Origin of the sequence: Echinicola shivajiensis (assembly GCF_018642165.1) — a bacterium.
Lineage (GTDB): Bacteria > Bacteroidota > Bacteroidia > Cytophagales > Cyclobacteriaceae > Echinicola > Echinicola shivajiensis.
Genome location: NZ_JAHHZM010000009.1, coordinates 71,666 through 97,499, shown reverse-complemented (window position 1 = coordinate 97,499; position 25,834 = coordinate 71,666). Strand labels below are relative to the sequence as shown.

Here is a 25,834-nt window from a genome sequence, read left to right as displayed (position 1 = left end):
GCTCACTGAAAATCATCTTGAATTTTTCACCTTCTCCAGCAAGTTCCTAACCTGCAAATCCCCAAAACCATAAATACTTTCTCGCTTGGAAAACTCCCGAAATAACTTGGAAAATTCATCGGTATGAAGCTCTTCCATGATACCAATCATACTTTGTTCAGGCCTTCCCAAACCACCATTAGGAGGCCTTCTGGCTATTTCAGCATCTACCACTTTAATCAAATAACTAAAAAAATCAGGCAGTTCATTTACTATTTAATACAGTTCATTATCGTTTTTCAACAGATAAGCCTTCCACATCTTACTTAAGGCTAAAAACTCCTCATTTGATAGGCATTTGCCCCATTCAAAGGTCTCCTTCAAGCCCCGGATATCCAATCCCCCAAAACCATATTCCAAACTGCTATAGGGCCTAACCAAAATCACCTCACCGGAATGATGCTGATTACTCAGTTGATGCAAAACATACCAGCAGTTGACCTGACAGAAGAGGTCATCCTCAAACCATAAATACACAATGGATCCTTGAGGGATTTGCTTGATTTTTTCTAACTCCGGAACGGTAATTTCGAAATAAGTTTTTTCATCAAAATCCCCATAGGTTAATCTAATGAATCTAGCCCGAGTATGATAAAATTCCTGATCAGTGTCACCACTCAAATCACCCTCTACTAAACATTCCCTAAAGACAATAGTCTGCCCAGGTAAATTTGAAGGAAATTGATCCTTCAAAGCATCCCCATTCAGTATATGGAAAATCTCACCCATTATTATTCAATGGTTTTTATTACCCTACAAGGATTCCCAAAAGCCAGAACATTGTCCGGTATATCCTTGGTTACTACAGAACCAGCACCTATGGTCACATTATCCCCAATGGTCACTCCAGGCATAATACAGGTATTTCCACCAATCCAAACATTATCACCGATTATCACAGGCTTGGAAAATGTCCTATATATCGGTTCATTTGGAGACTGTTCTTCTGGCTTTCTGATCCTTTCAGAAGCTTTTAGGGGATGGGAGGCGGTATAAATTTGAACTCCTGGAGCTATCAATCCATTCTTACCTATTCGAATTATATTATCATCCAAAAATGTACAGTTCATATTGACAAAGGTATTTTCACCAATACTAATGTGCTCACCATAATCACAATAAAAAGGTGCTTCTATCCATACCTTTTCTCCCTTCTCTCCCAAAAGCTCATTTAAAATTGTTACCCTTTTTTCCATATCCTCCGAATCCAACAGGTTATAGTCTTTAATAAGCTTTCGCGCTTTATGATAACGTTCCAGAAGTTCTGGATCCAGGGTATTGTAAATTTCTCCGGAAAGCATTTTTTCTTTTTCTGTCATATTATTAGTACTCCAGTTTCTCAATTTCCACCCAAAAAGGCATGATATTTTTTCCTTGTATAGCATAAAAAGGTATCAAATCCCCCTCCATTTTATCCAAATTCACATTATCCATTACAATCACATCAGTCTCCGCCGAATTCTTAGATTGAAATACTTGGGCTCCGGCTTCCATGACCATCCTTCCACCGGCGGGAATGGGTTTGATAAATTTGAAACGAATTTTATACTTTCCTTCCGTCACATTTACCCGCCATTTGCCATAGATTTCCTCTTGATTCCAGATACCACGTTCCCCGCCTGCATCATTTCTATTGAGTACCACAGGGTTTTCTTGATCATTCCCAACGGATATAAAAGGTTGATTTTTGATATTGTCCGATTGGATCAATTCACCATAAATGGCATCAAGCTGCTGCTTCATTCTTTTGGTAATCTCAGGCTTTTGTCCATTGATATTATTACGCTCATATGGATCCGTCCCCATATCAAAAAGTTCAAAATCCTGACAGTCCGAATTATAATCAGCATGGGCCACCAACCTATAATCGCCTTGCTGTAAAGCCATATTTTGGTATAATTCCGGATACCTTCTTGTCCAATAAAAAAACAGGGGCCTATTCTCCCAAGCCACCTTTTCTCCATACATTAAAGGCAATAAGCTTTTTCCATCAATTACACGATCTTGCGGCAATTCAGCCTGGCACATTTCTGCCAAAGTGGGCATCACATCCATATGCACAGCAACAGTTTCTATATCCTGATCTGCCTTAAATGCTGCGGGATACCTAAAGTAAAAAGGTACCCTAACTCCTCCCCTATACACATCCCCTTTTTTACCTCGCATACCTGCGAGATAGCGCATTTGTTGAGGGCCATTATCTGTCATAAAAATCAAAATGGTATTATCCTCAATTTCGAGCTCTTCCAATTTCCTGAAAAGCCTTCCCAGATTATCATCAATATTGCTCACCATAGCATATACTTTCCTTGCATCTTCTTTATCCTTTTCACTCATATTGCGGTAAGGCCTCATCGCTTCCTCAAAACCTAGGGAAGGATCGATATCCTTGTACATTTTATAGTACTTTTCAGGAACCTGCAATGGTGTATGCGGGGCATTGAAAGCCAAATAACAGAAAAAAGGTTGGTCGGAGTTTTCTTCAATAAACTTAATGGCTTCCCCTGCAAAAATATCGGAACAGTAGCCCTCATATGATTCCTGCTGTCCATTATGCCAAAGCACTGGATCAAAATAACTGCTATCTCCCCTAAAATAAGTAGTGAAATCACCTACTTGGCCCATTCCACCGGACAAGTGGATCAAAGATTCATCAAAGCCCTGATCATTTGGTCTAGAGGGATGATTATCTCCCAAATGCCATTTACCAAAAGCACCGGTTTGGTAGCCGGCATCTTTTAGCATTTCAGCTATGGTGATCTCTCCTGCTGCCATAATGGCTCCTCCATTATAGGTATCCCGTATTCCTGTTCTCAAAGAATATCTTCCAGTCATCAAACTGGACCTTGTAGGAGCACAAACCGGGGAAACATAAAACTGATTAAATCGGATACTTTCCCGCGCCAGCTGGTCAATATTGGGAGTCTTCACATATGGGTTTCCTGTAGCGCCAAGGTCGCCATATCCCTGATCATCTGTTATGATCAATATGACATTAGGTTTTTCAGGCGTCTGTGAAAAAAGTCGAAAGGGAGATAATAAAAGTACTATACCAAAGAGCAATTGGCTAAATGAATTTCTCATAAGGTTATTTTGGTCAAGTTTAAGTTCAAAAACCAATTTAGAGAAAATCAATTAAAGCAGTACGATAAACTTATAAGCGGTTGGCATCTTTGTTTTTAAGAATAGAAATCATCCAAATCAAAAAGACCAAAGCCCCGAACAAAAAACTTAGAGCATAAAACAACACATTATAGCTGATCAGATAATTCGTGTGATCAATTAAAATGCTCAATTGTTTTTGCTCAAAACTCGGAACAAATGATAATATCCCACAGACTAAAAATAGGATAGCAAAAAACACTTGCGGCTTATTCCAATTTCTCATTTCCATTTTCTGATCGATTTTATTATTCTCGTTCTATAACCCATTTTGGAAAATTTTGGTTTATGCTAAAGCCTATTTATTATTTATGGCAGTCACTTTTTCATTTTATGGTCGCTAGCCCTTTTATAGCCTAATAATTGAATACCCTTTCTGTCAATTTCCAAGATGGAAAAACTGCTGTTTTCTGCTCCACTTCCATCCACCATAGCCATTTGGGTCGCAAAATGAATTCCTCCCTGATGATCAAAACGTTCCTCATGTACATGCCCCTGAAAAACAGCCATTACTTTTCCTGAATCCTCCAAAATAGCTTTGACCTGCTTATAATTATTGACATGCATCTGGCTCTGACCATGGAAATATTCAAAAAGTGGATGATGGCAAAATACAATGGTTGGTTTGGAATTCCTTTCAAGGTCTGCTTTCAACCATTCTAGCTCAAATTCTGGGATATTGGTATTTGTCCAATCTGCCCCTTCCTTATAAAAATGATTCCTCCCATCCTCATGGTAATTGGCATCCAAAACGATAAAATGCATCCCTTTCTGATCAAAAGAATAATAACTCCTATCCTTGGTAATCCCTGTGTTTTCTATATTGGACAGAAACTGCTCTTTGCGAATACTATCCACATCATGATTGCCCAGGCAATGGTATCGAGGCCCTTTAAACCGGGCATAGACAGATTCAATATCCCTCAAATATTTTAGCGTATCTTCTTCAAGCTGTTGATCATCCTGATCTTTAAAGTCTCCCAGATGCATGACAAAATCCACCTTTTCATCATTCATCACTCCAACGAACTCTCTCATCTTATCCAGCGATTCCCTATAATATCGTGTTCCCCTAGCATCAGCATCAGCATAATGGGTATCCGTCACCAGGCCTATCCTAATGGTCTTTCCATTTGCTGAAAGATTAAAAGAAGACAATAATAGGCTGCCTGTAAAGGCTCCCGAAAGTTTCAAAAACTTCCTCCTGTCAATATAAAAATGGGATTGTTTCATAAAAGCCGTTTTTACTTTTGCACTAATATAGGCTTGATATTATTCAAAGGTAAAATGGTTTTTGATTGGAAATCAGCTTTATGAATAAAGATTAACCATTCTTTCCCTATCCATCATTGGTTCACTGACTGTTTATCCTAATCAAATCATCAGATGCCTGCATCAGTTTTTTCCATAAGACTGGGTTCAAATTGGGATTTTCAGCCAAATAGTCATTTAGGATATCATAGGCAGCTGGAGAACTATACCTCCCTATCGTACTACCCAACCATGCCTTTGGAAAGAAAATATCCCCAGTCTTTTGCACTTCATCCAGCAAATCCAAACTCGCACGAAGGTGCTTGATTCCGCTTTTCTGCCTCAAAGGATGGTGGATATATGACAATGCTGAACTTACCCAAGCTTCCTTTTCCCTATTGACAGCTTGGGAAAATCCTTCCGCTTTTGCATCTCTTTGATTTTCATTTGATGATAAAGCAGGCAAAAGGAATTCAAACCTCTCCAGCTTATCAGGGTTGGTGATAGCATCTTTAGTAATTTTGATGATTTCTTCGGTCCTGGGATGTTCAAAAAGTAACAGCTTCGTGGCCAATTCTGTATAATCATCCTCATTGAGATTCAAATTGGGAATTACGGTTTCTTTGCTCCAAATCTTATACAATTGTTCCCTGGCTTTTTCACTATAAGCTATTGAGGAGAAAAGACCAAATAGGGTCTTTTTGACATTAGCAGGCGATTCACCATTCAGCCTATCATAAAGCACCTCTATCAACTCCTGCTGGACGGAATTCCTCTCCTCCTGGGAAAGATAATTCCAAAATAGATTGCTGCACTGTCCACTGATATTTCTGATCAACAATTCATTTTCCTCCTGCTTTAATCCTTCTAGTCGCAAGCTCATAGCTACAATAGAGTTTATATTTCCTGAAAGAGTGTTTTCATAGCTATTGATATAAGCCTGCGCCCTACTAACATCATCCTTTAATTGTGGAATGAATTCAAGTTCCCCTTCACTAACCGGAAAAACACCATAGCCAAATCCATCGGAATTATAAATAATTGCTTTTGGTTTGGAAAGCCCCCTTGCCTCATCTAAAATAATCTTAGCCTCCTTCATGTCCACAGCTATTTCCTTAGTTCCCACATCGTAAACAAGACCTATATTAAATACCTGTGGCCAAAAATGCTCGCTGCCATCCTCAGCATATTGGCAAATCTCAAAATCAGAAATCAATCCTTTCTCATCATACTTGATATTGTCCTTGAAAATTGGCCTTCCACTTTGGTTTACCCAAACCTCACTCCATTGAGCAAGGTTTACCTCAGTTCTCTTATCCAAAATCTCCACCAAATCGGCCCAAGTGGCATTATTGTATTGGAAGGTCTCCATATACTCTTGAATACCAAGCTGAAAATCTTGCGCTCCCATAAGGGCTTCCAGCTGCCGCATCATAATGGGAGCCTTGTGATATATAATATTCCCATAAAGGGTTCCGGAGTATTTCAAATTCTCCAAAGGCTGCTTTATGGGATTAGTTCCTTGGGTGCGATCCTCAGCATAAGCTGCAGGATAATGACTCACCAAAAACAATAGATCGTGATTGATTTCTGGAAAAGAAGGGTTGACGATCTTATCAGCCATAAAATTGGCAAAGACCTCCTTCAGCCAAACATCTTCAAACCAGTCCATGGTCACCAAGTCACCAAACCACATATGGGCAACTTCATGGGAAATTAGTTTGGCCCTGCCCAGAAGTTCACTGTCAGTGGCAGTTTCATCCAAAAATAAACTTGGCTCCTTGTATTGGATGGCCCCCACATGTTCCATTCCACCATATTGGAATATCGGAATAGCTGCAAAATCCATCTTCTGGAATGGAAAGGGAAAGGCCGTATAATCCTCCAAAAAGCTTATTGACTTTTGATGCAGCTCAAAAATCTGAGGAACAGAGCCCTCCACTTTTTCAGGATCAGTCTCCCTGTAAAACAATTCCATTTCAAAGCTGCCAGGATTTTCTTTTGCAGTATTGAATTTTCCTGCCACAAAGGAAAATAGGTAGGTGCTCATTTTATCCGTTTCCCCAAACCGGTGTTGGATACTTTCGCCCTTCGCAGATTGGCTGAGCTCTGGAGCACCGCACATGACTTCCCAGTCCTTAGGTGCGGTAATGTTCAGCTGATAGCTGGCCTTAATATTTGGCTGGTCAAAACAGGGGAAAAGGGATCTTGCCCTATCAGGAACCAATAGCGTGTAGAGATATTCCTCATTTCTGTTGAGTGAATTTTCCCCAGCTATAAATTCTATATGGACTTCATTGGCTCCCTTATTCAGGTTTTCAGCTGGAATTTGAATATGTTCCATTTGATGGATTATTCCCACACTATCACCATTCACTTCTATGCTTTTGAGGTTCTCAGAGGCAGCACTGAAATCAAGATAAACATCCTCCTTATTTCCCAGCCCAAAGCTCAAATCCAAAATGGCAGGAATAGGCTTTTTTAATTCTGAAGGAATATCAAAATCCATGGTATACACTACATCACTGATTAGCTCTTTTCTGGTCTCAGCGAGGTTTTGGGAAACACCATCCTCAAGGGAAAATTCTGATTTTTGTGGTTTACAAGCCATAAGAATAGACAGTAAACTCAATCCAAAGCCAAGTTTGGGAATAATAGGGTTCATATTTCGTTCAAAAATTAATACTGGAATAATCAATCCCGAACTTATAGAATTCTGTGAATTAATTCTTCACCATCAATCAAAAACTTCGTAAAAGCAGATCTTTGGTTTATTTTAATCTGATCTCAATATTTAAATTCAAGGTAAGAAACGCCCTATATGTTCTTGGAAATCGTATTAAACCAATGATATTATTCAAATTGAATAATTAAGGTTTCAGACAGAGTGAACCCCACTAACAATCAGGTCAGATCAGGCTGGCATCACTTTTTTGATGGTTTAAAAGCGATGCCCCTGCTTATATTATGGATTATTTATTAATTTATAATATCCAACCCGCCTGAATATGAGAAAATTCCCTAATGCCCTCGTCATTATGCTGGGCTTTATTCTTTTTGTAAGCCTACTAAGCTTCCTGCTGCCCAAAGGTGAATACCAACGAATTAAAAACCCTGATCTCAGTTATGTCACGGTAGTTCCTGATTCTTATAGAGAAATAGATGCTGAACCTTTAAAGATAGGGCAAATCCTATTATCCATTCCAGAAGGTATTATTGGGAGGGCTGAATTGATTGCATTGATTTTTCTAATGGGCGGTGCCTTTTACGTGGTTGATAAAACTGGGGCATTTAGAGATGGCATACATTATATGACCGAAAAACTTTCGGGAAAAGAATCGTGGGCGCTCGCCGTAATTTCATTGTTGTTCACCACTGGAGGTGCTCTTAATGGGCTTCAAGAGGAAATAATAGCCATGATACCTGTTTTATTGTTTTTTGCCCATCGCCTGGGATACAATACCCTTGTGGCTGTTGGAATAAGTTATGGATCTGCTGTAGTTGGTTCCTCCTTTAGCCCCATGAATCCCTTTGGGGTTGGGATGGCCCAAAAGACAGCAGAGCTTCCCTTATTTTCAGGAAGTGTATACAGGATAGCAGTTTTAATACTAGCCTATTTACTTTGGACCATGCTAATTATTCGATATGCAAATAATAATAAGACTGAAAAGCCCAAAAAGTCATCCATCCAACCACATAAAATGGAAGGCAGGAATATTATAATTCTTCTTTTTACAGCCATGGCTTTTATTATAGTTATTTATGGGCTTGTAATTCTGGAATGGGGATTTAATGAAATGTCAGCGGAGTTTTTTGCTTTGGGAATTATTGCTGGGCTTGTGGGCCGATTGGGCTTCAATGGAACAGCAGAAGCCTATATTGAAGGTTTTAAGGAAATGACTTTTGCCGCGATCATAATGGGCTTGGCCAATAGCATCACCCTAATACTCAAGCAAGGCCTAATCATCGACACTATTATTTATTCACTATTTACTCCATTACAGTATTTACCGAAAAGTGTAGCTGCCATTTCCATGATGGGAGCACAAGCTCTATTACATTTTCCGGTACCCAGTTATTCCGCACAAGCCATTATGACCATGCCGATTTTGGCACCTCTATCGGATCTTATCGGTATCTCTAGACAGGCATGTGTACTGGCCTACCAATACGGTGCTATCATGATGGATATGATTATTCCTACCAATGGTGCATTAATGGCCATTATTAGTGTAGCAGGCATTTCCTTCAATAAATGGTTGGGCTTTGCCTTAAGACTCACCTTGATAATGCTGGCTTTAGGGGCACTGGCGGTAATTGTGGGAATTTATATTGGGTATTAAAAATTAGGCTTCGACTCCAAATAGTTAGACTTCTTTTTGTCAGTCCTATCAGAGTCCAGGCCCAAATAATACTTTTAAGTTATATAGATATTAATTACTCATTGACTGGAGTATGTTTCATCAAATAATTGGTCAAAAGCGTATACAAATGTCTTCTTGTGTTCACACCTTCATAGATTCCATGAGAACGGTTAGGATAGGCCATCATATCAAATTGCTTATTTTGACGGATCAACTCATTGACCAAAATTTCCTGACTTTGATAATGCACATTATCATCATTGGTACCATGAACTAATAATAAATTCCCCTGTAGTCCCTTGGCATAAGTAACAGGTGAACCATTGAAGAAATCTTCTGGATTTTCCTGAGGCAATCCCATATAACGCTCTTGGTAAATATTATCATAAATCAACTGGAAGGAAACACCTGCAACCGCCAAGCCCGTTTGGTATATTTCAGGGTATTTGAAGAGCAAATTCTGGGTCATGGAACCTCCTCCGCTCCAACCCCATACTGCCACCCTTTCAGGGTCGATAAAGTCAAAAGTATTAAAAACTTCTTTGGCAGCCTTAGCCTGATCATCGGCATTGATCACTCCCACTTTCCTATAAATACTCTTTCTCCATTCGCTGCCTTTTAAACATGGCGTACCTCTATTGTCCATATCAATAATTACATAGCCTTCCTGCGCCAACATGATATTCCAAAGACCAACAAAATTATCCGTAGCCACAGCTCCCCATGGCTCTCCATAAACATGGAATAACACTGGATACTGCTTATTTGGATCGAAATCCACCGGCTTGATCATTCGGCCATCTATCTGTACTCCACCATCAATGTCCACTTGGAAAAATTCCACCTCTGGCAAATCCAAATTCCCAAGTTGCTCTTTATATTCCAAATTGGCCTCCATAGTCCTGATCTCTTCATGCTTCTTCAGAGCAATTAAATGGTAAGTACTTGGGGACATTGCCTCACTATGACTTAAAATCGCATATTCACCATTCGGAGAGCAATTATAAATATTGATACCAGTGAACGCTTCAGGAGTAACCCTACTGCTTTTTCCTTTGCCCTTTAAATCAGTTTTGTACAAATAACGCTGAGTCGTGTTTTCGGGAGAAGCATGAAAATAGATTTCCTTATCTGTCACTCCTGCTATGCTAGCGACATCATACTCAGTAGGAGTAAGCAAAATCTTTTTTCCACTGGCAATATCCACTTTATAAATATGTCTCCAGCCATCATTCTCTGTCATGCGCAAAAAGGCAGAATTGTCATCCACTAATTTCAGGTCATTTTCTTCCCAGCCACCTGCAGAAACGTCAGGATAATAAATGTCCACCCAGGTATTCTCTCTCTCAGTGTAAATTTCTTTGAGCTCCTCAGTTTTTACATCATAAGTCCATACGGTTAACTTGTTCTGGTGCCTGTTCAATTGTTGGATCATCAGAGTTTGCTCATCTACCCATTGCATTCCGGGTATATAGTTTTGCACTGACGATCCAGGAACCGGAACCCAGTAAACCTCATCTGTGCCTAAGTCCGCAACACCTATTTTCACTGAGGAAGGGTCTTGTCCTACCTTAGGATACTGTAAGGGAATAGGCTTGGAATAAACAGAATCGGTATTATTGATCATATAAAAAGTCCCCACCTTGGAAATATCAAAGTTCCAAAAGGCCAGCTGCTCTCCAGATGGACTCCATCTAAACCCATCTCGGGCACCAAATTCCTCTTCATAGGCCCAATCAAATGTGCCATTGATAATGTCCTTTCCACCTGTATTGGTCAGCTGAGTAACCCTACCTGTTTCAAGATCCTCCACATAAAGGTTAAAAGCATGTACATAAGCAGCCTTGGATTGATCATCAGAAAATTTGGCAAACATCAGTGAAGAGGCTGGAAAGTCCTTACCCAATTGATCCAGTTCTTTTGTCTCCAAATCCAACACCCAATAATCCCCTTTGGTATTGGCACGCCACACCCTTGAGGAATTGGTAAAAATCAAAAGTTTGGATTTATCTGGACTGAAATTGAAGCTTTCAATGCCAATCGATCCTTCTGATCCCCCGGGAATTAAATCTACAGCCTCCACCAAAAGGCTTCTTTCTCCACTTTGAGCAGCATACTTTGCAATCTCTGGTTGACCGGATTCATTTCTCTCCACTACTGCGTAAGCCTCACCTCCATCTACCCACTGCAAGGCAGGAAGTCCCTTTTGCGAGAATTCTCCTGAATAAATTCGGTCTAAAGTCAGCTTAGCATCTTGCGCAATGGTAAATATGGGCAGTGTAGCTATTAGCCAAGCCATGATCAATAATCTCTTTTTCATCAGTTTATTCGGTATTGGTTAAAAAGGCAAAACAGGCCAATAATAAAAATAGTCAAATAATACTGAAGAATCTAGGATATAATTCTTCCGGAAAAGTACTTGTTAATTATGTACAAGTTATTGGTAATTTGGTTTTATTAGGACGTACTATCCCATCACCTATTGAGCAATAGGAAAAATTGTCCACTGAGCCAAAAGCTGATTGAAATAATTGAAAGGCCGAATACTGATTTTCAGACCAACTAAAACGGCAGTTTCGATATAGAAATTACTTGATAAGCTTTTTAAAAACTTTTTTATCCTCTCTTAAAATCTTGTTTAGACTGTGAGAAAAGCGAAGGAGTTTGGTCTTGTGTTTTTCCTGATTATCTGTTGCTACATCTAAATCTTCAAACATCTCGTCAGGTAGCTTATCGATGATTTTGTGAATTTCGGAATTAATTTCTTCTCTATCCATAAATGCAAATATAACATTTTTCATATTAACAGGAAGGCAACACTCCATCTCACCTGTATATCAAACAATATATTACAACTATATAAAATAATAAATTATATTTTTATACTGACAAAATTTAAAAACGCAATACTTTATATAATTCAAAATCATAAAAATATCAAATGAAATATTTATTAATTTTCATATATATTATTAAACAAAACATATAAACAATATAATACAACCTTCTTTTTTGTACAATTTTAAGAATAAATCAACTGTAGGTTCAAAGTATTCTTGGGCTGATAAAAATGTTAAACTGCGTAATGCCAAAAAGCTTTCCAAAATTATATTTTATTCCCGGTTTTAGACAAATTTGGCTTTTGGGGGAGTTTATTTAGATAAAAAATCCTAATGAAAAGGTTTTAAGTGTTCCTCGCAAAGGCCTCAAAGATGCCACTAAGAGTACAAAGGAATAAAGGGTATAATAAAGGTCATCACGTGCTTTGAGCAATCTTAGCGCGCTCTGCGAGAATAATTAATAACTCCACGCAAAAGACGCAAAGTTGGCGCCAAGAACGCAAAAAGAACCGTAGAGATACAATAAATGTATTGGAGTGCTTTGCGCAATCTTAGCGTACTCTGCGAGAATAACAAACAATTCCACGCAAAGGACACAAAGGTCCCGCTAAGGGCGCAAAAAGAACTTTAGGAATCCAATAAAAGTCTTCACATGCTTTGTGAGGAATAAAAAAAGTGCCCGATCCAAATAAGAACCAGGCACTTGATGACTTAATCAAACCACTTTATTATTTGTCCCCCTCCTGAGGGATTTTGGGCATTTCCTTCTTAACTGGATTCCCATCGGTATCAATCTCTACAATCTGATCAAAACCCAAGGATTCTAACTTATCTATAATTTTTGACTTGTCTCCAACAACAAACCAATTGACATTTTCTGGTTGGACTACCTGCTCACTTACTTTCTTCACATCAGAGAGGTTCAGATTTCTTACATTCGCATCGTATTTCTGATAATAATCTTCTGGAAGATTGTATTTCACCATATTATACAATGAACCATTAACGGCTGAATTGGTCTCCCACTGCCCTGGCAAAGCCATAACCTGATTGTTTTTGACTTTTTCCAATTCTTCTTCAGTAGCGGGTTTATCGCCAATAAATTGTGTCAATTCCTTCTTCAATTCTTGGATGGATTCGGCTGATTTATCAGTTTGCACCGGTGCATAAACCAAGAATGGACGCTCATGTTCTGCATTCAAGACCAAACCAAAGGCTCCATAGGCCCAGTGCTTATCCTCTCTCAAATTCATATTGATGCGAGAAGTAAATTCACCTCCCAAAATATTGATCATCTGCTCACGGGCGATCTCAGAAATATCGCCATATTTATCAATTAAGTTACCTGCAATGATTACAGATTGTTGGGATTCAGGCCTGTCCATCAAATACAAGGTATTTTTGGTGCCTGTTTCAGGCTTGGTGAATTTGATACTAGGCACATCACCTTTTTTCCAGTTTTTGAACGCTGCTTCCAACTTAGATTTCAGTTCAGCCATTTCCACATCCCCGGTAATTACCAAAGTGGCATTATTCGGCTTTATCCAAGTTTGATAAAAGTCCACCATATCCTCCCGGCTCAATTCAGTCACAGTATTTTCATAACCTGTACCGGTATATGGACTGCTATATGGGTGGTTTTCCCCATAAAGGAATTTATTCATTACCCTCAAGGCCATAGGCACAGGTTGGGATTTTTCACGCTTGATATTGTTCAGCTGTTCTTGTTTTAAACGCTCAAATTCATTCTCTGCAAAAGCAGGATTGAGCACCACATCAGAAAATAAATCCAAACTTTCATCCAAGGTGGGTTTTAAGGTAGTCATGCTGACAGAAGAAATATCTGTATCAGATCCTGTATTTAGACTGGCACCAAGCATTTGCAATTTTTCACTGATTTCCAAAGTACTCATATTCTTGGTCCCTTCATCCATCAAGTTCATGGCTAAGGAAGCAGTCCCCGCCTTGGAAAGGTAATCCGACTTATATCCAGCATCAAACATTAAATTCATGGCTACCGTAGGAACACCTTTTCGCTGGGCCAAAATTATTTTCATCCCATTCGATAGTTCTGCTTTTTGCAAATCAGGAAACTTAGAACTTTTAGGCTCCCCCAACGGAGGCAAGGATGAACGATCAACCGTACCCTCACTGACCGTATAATCAGGGAAAGGATTACATACCAATACATGCTTGCCCTGATTCAACCACTCTTTTGCCGTCGCCTGAACATCGGCTACGGTAGCCTCTTCCACATATTTCAAAACAGTCTTATAGTAAGAAGCATCTCCAAAATAAGTTTCATTAGAAGCTAAAATATCCGAAACCCCTCCAAATCCACCAATTCTCTCCATTCCTTTAATAAAATTGGCAAAATACGCTGCCTTCACGCGTTTGAGTTCCGCTTCTGTTGGGCCTTCATTTACCAATCGTTCTATTTCCTCCAGCATAATCCTTCTAACCTCTTGCACATCCTCACCAGGCCTGACATTGGCATAGGTTATAAATCGGCTGGCGATTTCTGAAGAAGCCTGAAATGCTTGCACCTGGCTGGCCAATTGATCTTCATAAACCAATCTTTTGTACAATCTACTGCTCTTACCACTACTTAATAAAGCCGAAATCAAATCAAAATGAATATCCTCTCGATCTCCAAACTGTGGAGTATTCCAGGCAAAGAGTATCCTACTTTCCGGTACTCGGTCTTCATAAACCTGGTAAGAATCCCTGGCATGTACGGGAATATTAACCTCTTGCCGCTCTACCGTTTGACCGGCTGGGATATCACCAAAATATTTCAAGACCCTTTGGTAAACATCATCTGGTTCTATATCTCCTGCGATAGCTATTACCGCATTGGCCGCACCATAATAGGATTTGAACCATTCATGCACATCATCTACCGTGGCCGCATCCAAATCTTCCATTTCCCCTATGACTGTCCAAGAATATGGATGCCCTTTAGGATACATGGCCTTGGTAAGATAATCCCACTGCATTCCGTAAGGTTGATTTTCGCCTTGCCTCTTTTCATTCTGCACCACACCACGCTGCTCATCCAACACCTCCTGATCAATGACCCCAAGCAGGTGACCCATTCGGTCAGATTCAAGAAATAAGACTTGATCCAAAGCCGCTACAGGAACATTCTGGAAATAATTGGTTCGATCAGTATTGGTTGTTCCATTTACATCGGTCCCACCTATCCTTTCTATGGCCTGAAAATAATCATCGTCAAAATTTTCAGAGCCATTGAACATCAGGTGCTCAAATAAGTGGGCAAAACCACTCTTTCCAGGTTTTTCATTTTTAGAACCAACATGGTACCAAACATTCACCGCCACAATAGGTGCTTTGTGATCTTCGTGTACCAAAAGTCGCAGACCATTAGGTAAAACATACCGTTCATACTCAATATTGATGTCTTGGGATTTAAAGGTTTGGGCTAATGTGGTTCCCATACAGCCTATTAATAGTAATAGGGCAAAAACTGATTTTTTCATAATAGAAAAGCATTTAGGTTCATACTGGCATAGGTATTCCTAATATAAAAAAATAAGCTACTTGAAATCAGTATTTTAGGATAAATTATTAGTTAACAAGGTTTATGGTGGAGCTTAATATTTATACAATCAATTATTACTTTTCCAAAATTTACGTTCACTTATTAAATCAATAAAAAGTACCTTAGTATATCAAATCTAGAATAGAAACCCAATTTTAATGGATATGAAATTGATAAGACCATTGTTTATGGCAACCTTACTGCTTTGCAGCTTATCTGCAAATGCACAGCTTTTCCCGCATGATGGGGAGTTTACCAGACAAGATACCTTAAGAGGTTCCATAACGCAAGAAAGGGCTTGGTGGGACTTGCAGCATTATTCACTGGATATCAAAGTAGAACCAGACAAGCAATTTATTTCCGGAACCAATACCATGACTTATAAGGTCAAGTCTGAAAAAAAGAAACTTCAAATTGACCTTCAGCCTCCCATGCAACTAAGTAAAGCAGTTCAAAATGGTGAAGAACTAGAAATAGAACATGATGGAAATGCGCATTTTATTAGCCTAAAAGAAGATCAAACTATAGGTCATATTTATGACATCACCTTCTACTTTTCTGGAAAACCAATTGTTGCTATTAGACCTCCTTGGGATGGAGGACTTACTTGGAACAAAGACAGCAATGGCTTGCCGTTTATCGCCAATGCCAACCAAGGAATAGGCTCCAGTATTTGGTGGCCCAATAAAGACCATCCTTCAGATGAACCAGACAATGGGGCGATTATAAAAGTAGAAGTTCCCGAAAACTTAATGGATGTCTCCAATGGAAGACTCATCAAAACTGAAAGAAACAGAAAAGCCAAAACAAAAACCTACACTTGGGAAGTAAAAAATCCGATCAATAATTACGGCATCAATATCAATATTGGTGACTATGTTCATTTCTCAGAAAAGTACCAAGGAGAAAAAGGTGAATTGGATATGGACTATTATGTCTTGCGTGAAAATCTAGACAAGGCCAAAAAACAATTTAAGGATGCTACCAGGATGATGGAAGCCTTTGAGCATTGGTTTGGTCCTTACCCATTTTATGAAGATGGCTATAAATTGGTCGAAGTTCCTTACCTGGGAATGGAGCACCAAAGCTCAGTTACATATGGAAACCGCTATGGCAATGGCTATTTAGGTCGTGACCTTAGCAGTACAGGCTGGGGCTTAAAATTTGACTTTATTATTATTCATGAATCAGGACATGAATGGTTTGCCAATAATATCACCAATAAGGATGTGGCTGATATGTGGGTGCATGAAGGCTTCACCGCTTACTCCGAAAGTCTGTTTTTGGATTACTTCTATGGCACAGAAGCTGCCAGTGATTATGTTTTAGGAACACGCATGGCCATCAATAATGATCGACCTATCATCGGAAAATATGGGGTCAACTATGAAGGATCAGGAGATATGTACTATAAAGGGGCCAATATGCTACATACCATTAGACAAATCATTAATGATGATGAAAAATGGCGTAATATCCTCAGAAGCCTAAATAAAGAATTTTACCATAAAACTGTTACAAGCAGGGAGGTTGAGAACTATATTAGCGAAAATGCTGGCATCGACCTAAGTAACGTTTTTGACCAATACTTGAGAGATACAAAAATCCCTGTATTCAGCTATACAGTTAAAGATGGTACTTTGGCCTACCGATGGGAAAATACAGTGGATGGTTTTAATATGCCTGTTAAAATCTGGATTGATGGTAAGGAAAAATGGTTAAAACCGACGACCGAATGGAACTCCATACAACTTGCATCCAAGCAAGCTAGTCTAAAAGTAGACCGCAATTTCTATATAGCAAGCATGGATATATTGGGAAAATAAATTCCCTCTAAGCATAAAAAAGCACTGCAATATTATCATAATTGCAGTGCTTTTTTATTACCTCTTTACACTAATAATTTCAAATATTTCTTCATGTCAAAATTGTAAAAATCAACTGCAAACCCGAATTGCCTCTATTCAATATTTAGTAAGAAACTAAAATTTAGTGTTCGTGGAAAAAAACATTTGTATTCATTACAAGCTTGATAAAGAATATCTCCCTCTATTCTATAAACACCCGCCGTGGGCTTGCCCAATGGATATTTAACTAATAATTTTCCAGTATAAACCTGTAAACCTTCTTCGCTTCCCTTTAGCCTTAGGATTTTATAATTAGGATATTGAGGTGGGCTTACTTCTAATTTGGCTGGCCAATCAATGGATATTTTAGTAGGAATCAAATTAGGGTCTTTCACCCTGTTGGCCTGAATATGCATCTCAGGATCAATATGGAAAACAAGTTCAATAAATTCTGAATTGACATTTAAATTTATTTCCTTGGAAAAAAATGTCAGCCAATGTTTTTCTTGAACTGTATTGGAAGACAACAATAACAAAGCAAGGCAGCCCAAACTAATTTTCTTCCAAAATCTCATCCAATTTAGCCTTTAAAGCCACCAGCTTAGCATCAAAATTTTTGGAATCCAAAAGGGACATGAACCTGATATTTCCCTCTTTATCGATCAACATATTGGAGGCTAACATTACCTCATCCCTAGCTAAATCAGGCAATACATCTTGAGGAGCAAAACTGGCTGCCACCTCTCCATCCTCATCCAGTAAAACAGGAAAGGTAAAATTAAATTTATCCTGCAGTTTCTCCCTCACCAATTCTGCCGGTTCTTTCACATCAATGATCAGGACCTTTACATTCTTATCCTGATAATCCTCTGCCAACTCTTGTAAATAAGGTGCTTCGGCATTGCAAAATGGGCACCAAGTAGTCGCTATATGTAGCACCAAATAACTCCCTCTGAAATCTTCATCCGTAAAAGTATTACCTTCCAAATCCACCAATGAAAAATCAGGAAGGCTCATGTCCTCTCCGTCCAGATCTTCCGACTGACCAAAGCCCATTAGCGGTAAGCTAATAATAAAGGCCCATATGATGAATATTTTATATTTCATTGATAAACAGTATATTACATAAATTTAACTGTTTCCCAATAAAATTAAAAGCCCACAAGAGATCAAGCCCACTTAGCGATCATTTGTCCAAGAATATTTACTGTTTCTTTAGCGGCCCTTTCCGGTACCAGTGAGCTATCTGATATCCCGGATACTACCCGCGAAATATTATGGTCCACCTCACCTTTCTTCGCCCAAGTGCTGGATGGGGCAGCTGTCAGGTAAACTGAAAAATTGTGGTGCCCGGATCCTGGCCTTTCACCTATAATATGCAATATGCTTTTACAGGAATTTGGCTCATTATCATTTCCAAACAATAATTCACCACAAGCATAACCAGCACGAACACGCCCATGTCGTATCACTATATTTTCATCTGAAATCGTATATCCCTCATTCTCCAAGGTACTTTTTAGCATTCCCAAAAATGCCTCTAAATGTCCTTCGTCCATTAAAGCTCTTGCATTGAGACCATCCGAAATCACCAGTTGAACATTAGGGGCCTTTCCCTTCCAATTAGACTTTATTTTTCTCAGACTTTTTATTGCCTCCTTGCTTAGCTGCTCACCTGATTCGGGATGATAGACATAGTCCTTTCTATCTAAAGATTGGGTAAGGATAGGCACTGCAGATGGAATTCCCTTGACGAAAATCTCTGGCATCTCTGTCCATAAACTTACCTTTGCATCCTCATACAGTTCATCTACCTGCTTGGCAAGCTGAGGCTCAAGGTCCCAAATATTTTCTCCATAACCTTCGGCTATAGGAACTCCCCTTTCTCTAATAGCCACAATTTTGCGCTTGCCATCCGCAAAGATTTCTTCTCGACTTCTTAGATCTCCTTTTGCCAAACAATATTGATAATATACCCAAGTAGGGTCACCAAAATGAACAGTGGGCTTATTGTCACTCCCAATCACCCCTATTCTTTTAAAGAAATCCCACATAGCATCATTGACTTTGTAGCCAAACTGCTCGCGGACTTTGACATGATTATTAAAGCCGGTAGTTAAATAGCTAAGCATAGGATCATTTTTGGTGGGTAATGCCATCAAATAAGCTGGATTCGCAGGCATGATCTGCTCTATGCACCAATCCAAATCATTAAGGTTCACATCCATATGCAGCGTTGAACATACATCCAGTCCAATGCACAAGCCGTGCAATTTGCCCATGAAAGTATCCTCCAAACAGCATCTGACCAGCTGTTCCTTGGTTTTAAAAACTTCAGGGCCAATAAAGCCTGCTACATCATTTACATGTACCCAAGGAATTTGATCTTCTGTCTTTCCTTCCTCCATTTTTGCTTTGAGGGCACGAATAAATCCATACTTCCTGGATTCATGCAAGACCATATCGAACCCCTCACCATGTCCATTGGTAAAATCTGCCCCTTGACCAGTCTCAGCATAAAGCCCATACTGCCCGTCTCTCTTGGCCAGATGGTCCATCATTTTATCTATGCTGACATCGAAGGTCTTATTGGCATTCACGGTTCCTGCCAAACTCTGGAACCAGATTCCAGTAGTTCCAGGCTGTTTCTCTTCTACAGCAGCCTGCACATCTATATGCGAGAGAACGCAATTGGGCATGGTACTTTCCAAGCCAAAGGTGGTCAAAATATCAAAAAGCGCTGCCTCAATTTTGGCTACTGAAGCTACCTCAGAAGAAACGGGATTGGTACCCAAAACCAAATCGCCCACTCCATAGGACCAGGCATCAAATACCTGCCAGATAATATCTTCTGGATTATCCGTGGGTGAATTGGGCTGGACCCTTGCACTCATATATCCTTTACTGCCAATTTTACTATTGGGCAATGGATTGAAAACTTTTTGGCTTACTTGTATCAAATCTTCATTACTCATGAGCTTTGCCACACAGCCAATCACATCACTGCTCAGACCCGGCATGATTTCTTTTATGGCCCTTTCATCTTCCTTTAGCAAAAAATCCTTGAGCTCAGTCATGGTCCAGCTATCCAACTTCATTCTCTTTACAGAATCAGTGGTATCCAAGATCAAATCAAGCTGATCATCTTTATAAATTACATGCTTATTGATCTCACCCAATCGTGTATTTCCCAAAAGTGTACGCGCATGATTTCGGTCTGATTCATTCTTGGCAGCTATGCCCAAGGTTTGGTCTCCTTCTTTGAACTCATTGGCAGCGCCAATCAATTGCCGGTAAAGGTCTAAATTATACTTTCCTGATTTTCTGTTGATGTAGCTAAAAAGATCTTCACCATCCAAGGGTACTGAAATATCCAAAGGTTTTAAGCTTTGCCTTCCTTCCCTATTAAGAATAGTAAATCCACTAAATAAAAGCAGAGAGGAACCTAACATTCCTGATCTAATCAAAAATTCTTTTCTGTTCATGCCAGCTGTGATATTATTTACAGTACTTGATAGTAGGCATTTTGGGTTAGCTAAAAGGATTGATTCCTTTCTCCATTTTCAACTATTGAATATAGGGATTTTAGCTCTTTATACCTTAATAAATTTTGGATTACCTGTTTAGGCAAAAAATACAATCTTCTTGTTCTTACATCAAAAAACCATTTTCATCCTTGATTGGTCCTGGGATATTGGTATCATTAATCATTTCCCTAAGATCTATTTCAATCCCTCTCGAAATAGATGTTATGGGTACATCGTTATAGGTTCCTTCAAAAGGGTTTTCAGAATAATCACCAATCTTTTCCATTAAGAAAAATACCCAGATCAGAAGACCTGAAATTATTGGACCGGCCCAATAAACCCAATTCTGCGTATCATTGAATACATTCAACAATCCAAGTGGTACAAAAGCACAGAACACAAAAGTCAACCAAACTGCAGTAGAGGCATATTGTCTGGGAAAAGGAAAATTCTTAATCCTTTCTGATTTTCCCTGATCATCATAAAAACTCCTGATCAAGGCATGAAATTCCATATGTCTGAAATCTTCAAAATATTCCTTATCCCTTAATTCTTGGAGTCTTTCAGATTGGAGCCTCATAATTTGTGTAGCTGTATTGGTACTTTTGGAAACCTTATCTAAATCTTCTCCTGATAGATATCGCTTTAATTCATTTTCCAGCTTATCAGTATAATCTTCACATACAGTTGGTGAATAACGATCATTTAGGCGATGCCTTTGATGCTCCCATTCCCTGCTTAAGCGTAACTGATACCTAAGAGCTACCAACCAAGCTATATGTCTGTAGATTAATTCCTTTTTTATTTTCTGATGATCTTCTCCTTGTACAAAAGCCACTGCTGCAGCACCAAAGCTCCTGCTGTTATTCACTATCCCGCCCCAGATTTTACGGGCCTCCCAAGTTCTGTCATACGAACTGTTATTCTTAAAGCCAAGGTAAAACGCCACAGCAATACCGATGATACTAATCGGCTGCCATGGAATGGATATATCTATTTGTAAAAAACTGAAAAGTAGAAAGATCGCCAGCGAATAAATTAGTCCGATAATAAAGGGTTTCTTGGACCAATCAAAAGTCATCCAAAAACCATAGTTTCTTTTAATATACATGGCTATAATTAAGATTACGGGTGAAAAGCATTACCTATTAATTATAACCAATAATTTCATCAAATACCACCTTAAAATATTGATATTCAAAAAAGTAAAATCCCCTGAATGAAAATATATTTCTCTCAGAGGATTTGTTTTCTTTTATTTTGAAGTCCTTGCTTGAAGCTTATTGGCTAATTTTTCTGCAACCAATTCAGAGGATGCTGGATTCTGACCAGTGATGATCAAGCCATCCTCCAAGGCAAAAGCTGACCAATCATCCCCTTTGTTGTAAAGTCCACCTTTAGATTGCAAAATATCCTCAACCAAAAAAGGCACCACATCCGTAAGTTGAACAGCGGCTTCTTCAGAATTGGAAAAACCTGTCACCTGTTTTCCTTGAACCAATGGAACCCCATTTTGGTCTTTTGTTTCTTTAAATACGATTGGCGCATGACAAACCGCAGCCACAGGTTTTCCTTCATTATAGAAATCTTCGATCAGCTTAATAGAATTTTTATCCACTGCCAAATCCCATAATGGCCCATGGCCTCCCGGAAAAAATACAGCGTCATAATCAGCTTCTTTTACCTCTGATAGTCTTAAGGTTTTACTTAGTTTCTCCTGCAATGCCCTGTCTTTTTTGAATCTTTCTGTGGCAGGTGTACTGAAATCTGGGGAATCACTTTTGGGATCAATTGGAGGCTGCCCTCCTTTAGGTGAAGCCAAGGTAATTTTTGCCCCTTTATCTGAAAGATAGTAATAGGGACTTGCAAACTCCTCTATCCAAAATCCGGTTTTTTCTCCTGTTCCACCGAGGTCTTCATGAGAGGTCAATACAAATAGAATATTCATGGTTCCTGATTTTAATTGATTAATCCATCTTCGTCACTCATGCCCGATACTAATAGGCATGCTCAACAATCTTCTGTACATCTAAAGGACCGAGATTTTTATATTCTCCTAATCCCAACCAACCGCGATCGATAAATCTTGCTGCAATTTCTTGGGCAGTTTTGCTATAATCATCTACATAAGCAGAAAGCTTGGTGTCAATTCCTAATGAATGGAAAAACTCATCTGTTTTCTGAATCCCTGCTTTGGCCTTTTCCTCTTCAGATCCTTGGACAACTCCCCAAACTCTCTCGGTATATTGGGCGAGTTTTGCCTTTTTATTATCAAAATTATACTCGTAGTGGCTAGTGGTCAAGATGGCCAAAGTCCTTGCATGATCAATACCATAAAGGGCAGTCAATTCATGTCCCATGGCATGGATTGCCCAATCAGTGGGTACTCCTTTTTGGATCAGACCATTCAAGGCCATGGTGCATGACCACATAAAATTTGCTGCCGCATTATAATCTCCTGGATCTTGCATTACTCTTGGTGCCACTTCAATTAAGGTTTGTAGTATACTTTCTGCAAATCTGTCCTGTAAATAGGCTTCCGCGGGATAGGTCATATATTGTTCCAATACATGAGTAAAAGCATCAGCAAGGCCATTAGCTATTTGTCTTTGGGGAAGACTTTTAACCACTGTAGGATCCAATATTGAAAATTGTGGAAACAGGCCAGGCCCGCCCATACTTAATTTCTCTTTGGTATACTTATTGGATATTACTGAACCGGAATTGGACTCAGAACCAGTTGCAGGAATGGTTAAAACCGTTCCAAAAGGCAAACCTTTTTCGGTCCTGATTTTATTGGCCAATATATCCCAAGGTTCCTCGCCTTCAAAAAGGGCAGCGGAAGAAAGGAATTTGGTAGCATCAATTACCGATCCACCCCCTACAGCCAACATATAGGTAATATTTTCTTTTTTAATTATCTCCAAAGCCGGCAATAAACCATGATATTCGGGATTGGCTGGAATTCCACCAAACTCAATTAGCTCATAATCCTTTAAGGCTTCTTTTACTGATTCGTAAATTCCATTCTTCTTGATACTACCACCTCCATAGGTCATCAAGATCTTTGCCCCAGAAGGAATCTCCTCAGCAAGCTTTTGCATTTGCCCTTTTCCAAAAATAATTTTTGTGGGATTCTTAAATTCAAAATTTTGCATATCAGTCACTTATCAATTTTTAATTATAATCTTCTATTTCTAAACTTCAATTCGTAGCCTATTTAAAACAATCATTAAACTGTTTAGTTCGGAAATATCGAAACTAGATGCACAAATCTTAAACCAACTTAATAAGTTCGAATTACATGCTCCTTGTATAATCACAAATTATAAAAAAGTCCCGTGTCTAAGACAGCGGGACAATATTTCCAAACTCAAATTTCAATACTTTCTACTCCTTACTCATTTTACTCAAAATAAGCATATTTCCCTTTGGCGATCATATCATCGGCTATTTGTCTTCTTAGCTCCTTGGTATTATAAGGGTCCATTTTGGTGAAGCGTTTTAGGCCCATCAACATTACTTTTTGCTCATCTCCTGAAGTGAAAGCCGCAATGGCTTCTTTGCCTGATGATTGTATTTTATTGACTGCCTCGGTTAAGTAAACTTGCACCATCGCTATTTGCTGCTTACATGCCTCTTCCCCTTTCAAGCCAACTCTCTTCTTAGTTCTTAGCAAAGCAGATTCTACAGCATAGATTTCAATCATGATATCAGCCAAGTTCATCATAATCTCCTGCTCTTCTTCTATTTTTGCCTGTAAACTTAATGCTGCCTTGCCCCCTATCATCAAAAATACCTTTTTCAATTTTTTCAACACTTCCTTCTCAGCAGCGAATAACTCTGAAGTATCAATAGTTTCAAAGGATGGTACAGAGGTCAATTCCTCAGAAACAGCCTTTGCTGGGTCAAAAAGATTGATTTCTCCTTTCATGGCTCGCTTCAAAAGCATGCCCACCATCAACATCCTGTTGATTTCATTGGTACCTTCATAGATTCTGGATATCCTCGCATCCCTGTATGCACGTTCCATGGGTGCATCCGCCGAATAGCCCATACCCCCATAAATCTGTACACCTTGGTCCACCACATAATCCAAAACCTCTGAACCATGGATTTTTGAAATGGCGCATTCCATGGCGAACTGCTCCACTCCTTTCAATTTGGCTTTATTAACATCCATGTCCTCAGCAATCAAGGCATCAATACGATCTTCAATATCCTGTCCCAATCGATAGGAAAGGGATTCGCTGACATAGGTCTTGGTGGCCATTTCCGCCAATTTGGATTTTATAGCACCAAAGGTATTGATGGATACCCCGAACTGTTTCCTCTCAGAAGAGTAAGTCAAAGCATTTTTTAGCACCAACCTACAACCACCCAAAACACCTGCCCCCAATTTTACCCTACCTATATTCAGGATATTTACGGCGATCTTAAAACCATTTTGTCGTTCGGAAAGCATGTTTTCAACAGGCACCTTGCAATCATTGAAGAATACCTGACGGGTGGAAGAACCTTTAATGCCCATCTTTTTCTCCTCCTCATTCATGGTAATTCCACCAAAATCCTTCTCCACTATAAAGGCCGTTAGATTCTTGTCATCCTCTATTTTCGCAAAGACTATAAACAGGTCTGCAAATCCCCCATTGGAAATCCACATTTTTTGCCCATTGAGCAAATAATGCTTGTCATCTTCGGTGAGGGTAGCTTTGGTCTTTCCGCTATTGGCATCCGATCCAGCATCAGGTTCTGTCAAACAATAGCAAGCCGCCCATTCTCCAGTGGCCAACTTGGGCAGGTATTTTTCCTTTTGCTCCTCGGTGCCATAAAATAGGATCGGTAAAGTACCAATACCCGTATGTGCCCCATAGGTAGTGGAAAAAGATCCTGCAGCACCCATTATATCTGCTATCAACATAGATGTATTGAAACTCATCCCCAAGCCTTGGTAAGCTTCTGGAACGGAAATGCCCAGCAAGCCCAGTTCACCGGCCTTTTTAAGAATACCCGGTACCAATTCAGGATCCTTCATACTGTCGATCTCTTCTACTTTTGTTAAGATCTCCGTATCAATAAAATCCTGACAAGCCTGGGCCATCATGCGCTGCTCCTCAGAAAATTCCGCAGGAATAAATATGTCCTTGGCTTCCGTTTCCCGAATCAAAAACTCCCCGCCGTTGATGGTATTTTTCTTTGTTGTTTCCATGTTATTTTAGATTTTAGATATAAGACTTTA

19 protein-coding genes are annotated in these 25,834 nt (G+C 39.3%); 2 read left to right on the top strand and 17 right to left on the bottom strand.

The genetic code is table 11. The features are described 5' to 3' along the window. Nucleotides 1-12 precede the first annotated feature (12 nt). From KMW37_RS15295 to KMW37_RS15265, 7 genes are all read right to left on the bottom strand, one after another. On the bottom strand, nt 13-222 hold the full coding sequence (locus KMW37_RS15295; protein WP_215225522.1) for a hypothetical protein: 210 nt from the start codon (nt 220-222) through the stop codon (nt 13-15). A 33-nt stretch (nt 223-255) separates the two neighbouring features. Further along, entirely contained in the window at nt 256-768 is a 513-nt protein-coding gene (locus KMW37_RS15290) for a DUF1835 domain-containing protein (protein WP_215225521.1), read from the bottom strand. Between the two features lie 2 nt (nt 769-770). After that, nucleotides 771-1,358: a sugar O-acetyltransferase gene (locus tag KMW37_RS15285; protein ID WP_215225520.1), complete on the bottom strand. Its 588-nt coding sequence runs from the start codon at nt 1,356-1,358 to the stop codon at nt 771-773. 4 nt (nt 1,359-1,362) lie between these two features. After that, complete coding sequence (locus tag KMW37_RS15280; RefSeq protein WP_215225519.1) at nt 1,363-3,123, bottom strand: arylsulfatase; 1,761 nt, start codon at nt 3,121-3,123, stop codon at nt 1,363-1,365. Between the two features lie 70 nt (nt 3,124-3,193). Further along, nucleotides 3,194-3,433, bottom strand: a complete 240-nt coding sequence (locus tag KMW37_RS15275) for a hypothetical protein (protein ID WP_215225518.1) — start codon at nt 3,431-3,433, stop codon at nt 3,194-3,196. An 86-nt stretch (nt 3,434-3,519) separates the two neighbouring features. Then, nucleotides 3,520-4,434: a metallophosphoesterase family protein gene (locus KMW37_RS15270; RefSeq protein WP_215225517.1), complete on the bottom strand. Its 915-nt coding sequence runs from the start codon at nt 4,432-4,434 to the stop codon at nt 3,520-3,522. Nucleotides 4,435-4,555: 121 nt separating this feature from the next. Next, the gene (locus KMW37_RS15265) at nt 4,556-7,117 is read right to left on the bottom strand and encodes a M1 family metallopeptidase (RefSeq protein ID WP_215225516.1); all 2,562 of its coding nucleotides are present in this window, start codon (nt 7,115-7,117) and stop codon (nt 4,556-4,558) included. A 343-nt stretch (nt 7,118-7,460) separates the two neighbouring features. On the opposite strand from KMW37_RS15265, the gene KMW37_RS15260 reads away from it, so the two are divergent. Then, nucleotides 7,461-8,795, top strand: coding sequence for a YfcC family protein (locus KMW37_RS15260; protein ID WP_215225515.1), 1,335 nt, complete (start codon nt 7,461-7,463; stop codon nt 8,793-8,795). Nucleotides 8,796-8,889: 94 nt separating this feature from the next. Here KMW37_RS15260 and KMW37_RS15255 read toward each other — a convergent pair whose 3' ends face one another. From KMW37_RS15255 to KMW37_RS15245, 3 genes are all read right to left on the bottom strand, one after another. Next, entirely contained in the window at nt 8,890-11,136 is a 2,247-nt protein-coding gene (locus KMW37_RS15255) for a S9 family peptidase (RefSeq protein WP_215225514.1), read from the bottom strand. Nucleotides 11,137-11,404: 268 nt separating this feature from the next. Then, nucleotides 11,405-11,593 (bottom strand): hypothetical protein, encoded by a 189-nt coding sequence (locus KMW37_RS15250; RefSeq protein WP_215225513.1) that lies wholly within the window; start codon nt 11,591-11,593, stop codon nt 11,405-11,407. Nucleotides 11,594-12,384: 791 nt separating this feature from the next. Next, nucleotides 12,385-15,159 (bottom strand): M16 family metallopeptidase, encoded by a 2,775-nt coding sequence (locus KMW37_RS15245; protein WP_215225512.1) that lies wholly within the window; start codon nt 15,157-15,159, stop codon nt 12,385-12,387. Nucleotides 15,160-15,385: 226 nt separating this feature from the next. On the opposite strand from KMW37_RS15245, the gene KMW37_RS15240 reads away from it, so the two are divergent. Beyond that, nucleotides 15,386-17,047, top strand: a complete 1,662-nt coding sequence (locus KMW37_RS15240; protein ID WP_215225511.1) for a M1 family metallopeptidase — start codon at nt 15,386-15,388, stop codon at nt 17,045-17,047. A 134-nt stretch (nt 17,048-17,181) separates the two neighbouring features. On the opposite strand, the gene KMW37_RS15235 is transcribed toward KMW37_RS15240, so the two are convergent. The 7 genes from KMW37_RS15235 to KMW37_RS15205 all read right to left on the bottom strand — a co-directional run bounded on the left by KMW37_RS15235 (nt 17,182) and on the right by KMW37_RS15205 (nt 25,804). Beyond that, nucleotides 17,182-17,643 (bottom strand): protein-disulfide reductase DsbD family protein, encoded by a 462-nt coding sequence (locus tag KMW37_RS15235; RefSeq protein WP_215225510.1) that lies wholly within the window; start codon nt 17,641-17,643, stop codon nt 17,182-17,184. After that, complete coding sequence (locus tag KMW37_RS15230) at nt 17,621-18,175, bottom strand: peroxiredoxin family protein (protein WP_215225509.1); 555 nt, start codon at nt 18,173-18,175, stop codon at nt 17,621-17,623. The genes KMW37_RS15235 and KMW37_RS15230 overlap by 23 nt, the downstream gene beginning before the upstream one ends. Nucleotides 18,176-18,237: 62 nt before the next feature. Further along, nucleotides 18,238-20,553 (bottom strand): ethanolamine ammonia-lyase subunit EutB, encoded by a 2,316-nt coding sequence (eutB, locus tag KMW37_RS15225; RefSeq protein ID WP_215225508.1) that lies wholly within the window; start codon nt 20,551-20,553, stop codon nt 18,238-18,240. Between the two features lie 166 nt (nt 20,554-20,719). Next, on the bottom strand, nt 20,720-21,706 hold the full coding sequence (locus tag KMW37_RS15220) for a bestrophin family protein (protein WP_215225507.1): 987 nt from the start codon (nt 21,704-21,706) through the stop codon (nt 20,720-20,722). A gap of 144 nt (nt 21,707-21,850) precedes the next feature. Then, nucleotides 21,851-22,543 carry a type 1 glutamine amidotransferase domain-containing protein gene (locus tag KMW37_RS15215; RefSeq protein ID WP_215225506.1) on the bottom strand — a complete coding sequence of 231 codons (693 nt, stop codon included), beginning with the start codon at nt 22,541-22,543 and terminating at the stop codon, nt 21,851-21,853. Between the two features lie 49 nt (nt 22,544-22,592). Next, nucleotides 22,593-23,753 carry an iron-containing alcohol dehydrogenase gene (locus KMW37_RS15210; RefSeq protein WP_215225505.1) on the bottom strand — a complete coding sequence of 387 codons (1,161 nt, stop codon included), beginning with the start codon at nt 23,751-23,753 and terminating at the stop codon, nt 22,593-22,595. Nucleotides 23,754-24,001: 248 nt separating this feature from the next. Further along, on the bottom strand, nt 24,002-25,804 hold the full coding sequence (locus KMW37_RS15205) for an acyl-CoA dehydrogenase family protein (RefSeq protein ID WP_215225504.1): 1,803 nt from the start codon (nt 25,802-25,804) through the stop codon (nt 24,002-24,004). Nucleotides 25,805-25,834: the final 30 nt, after the last annotated feature.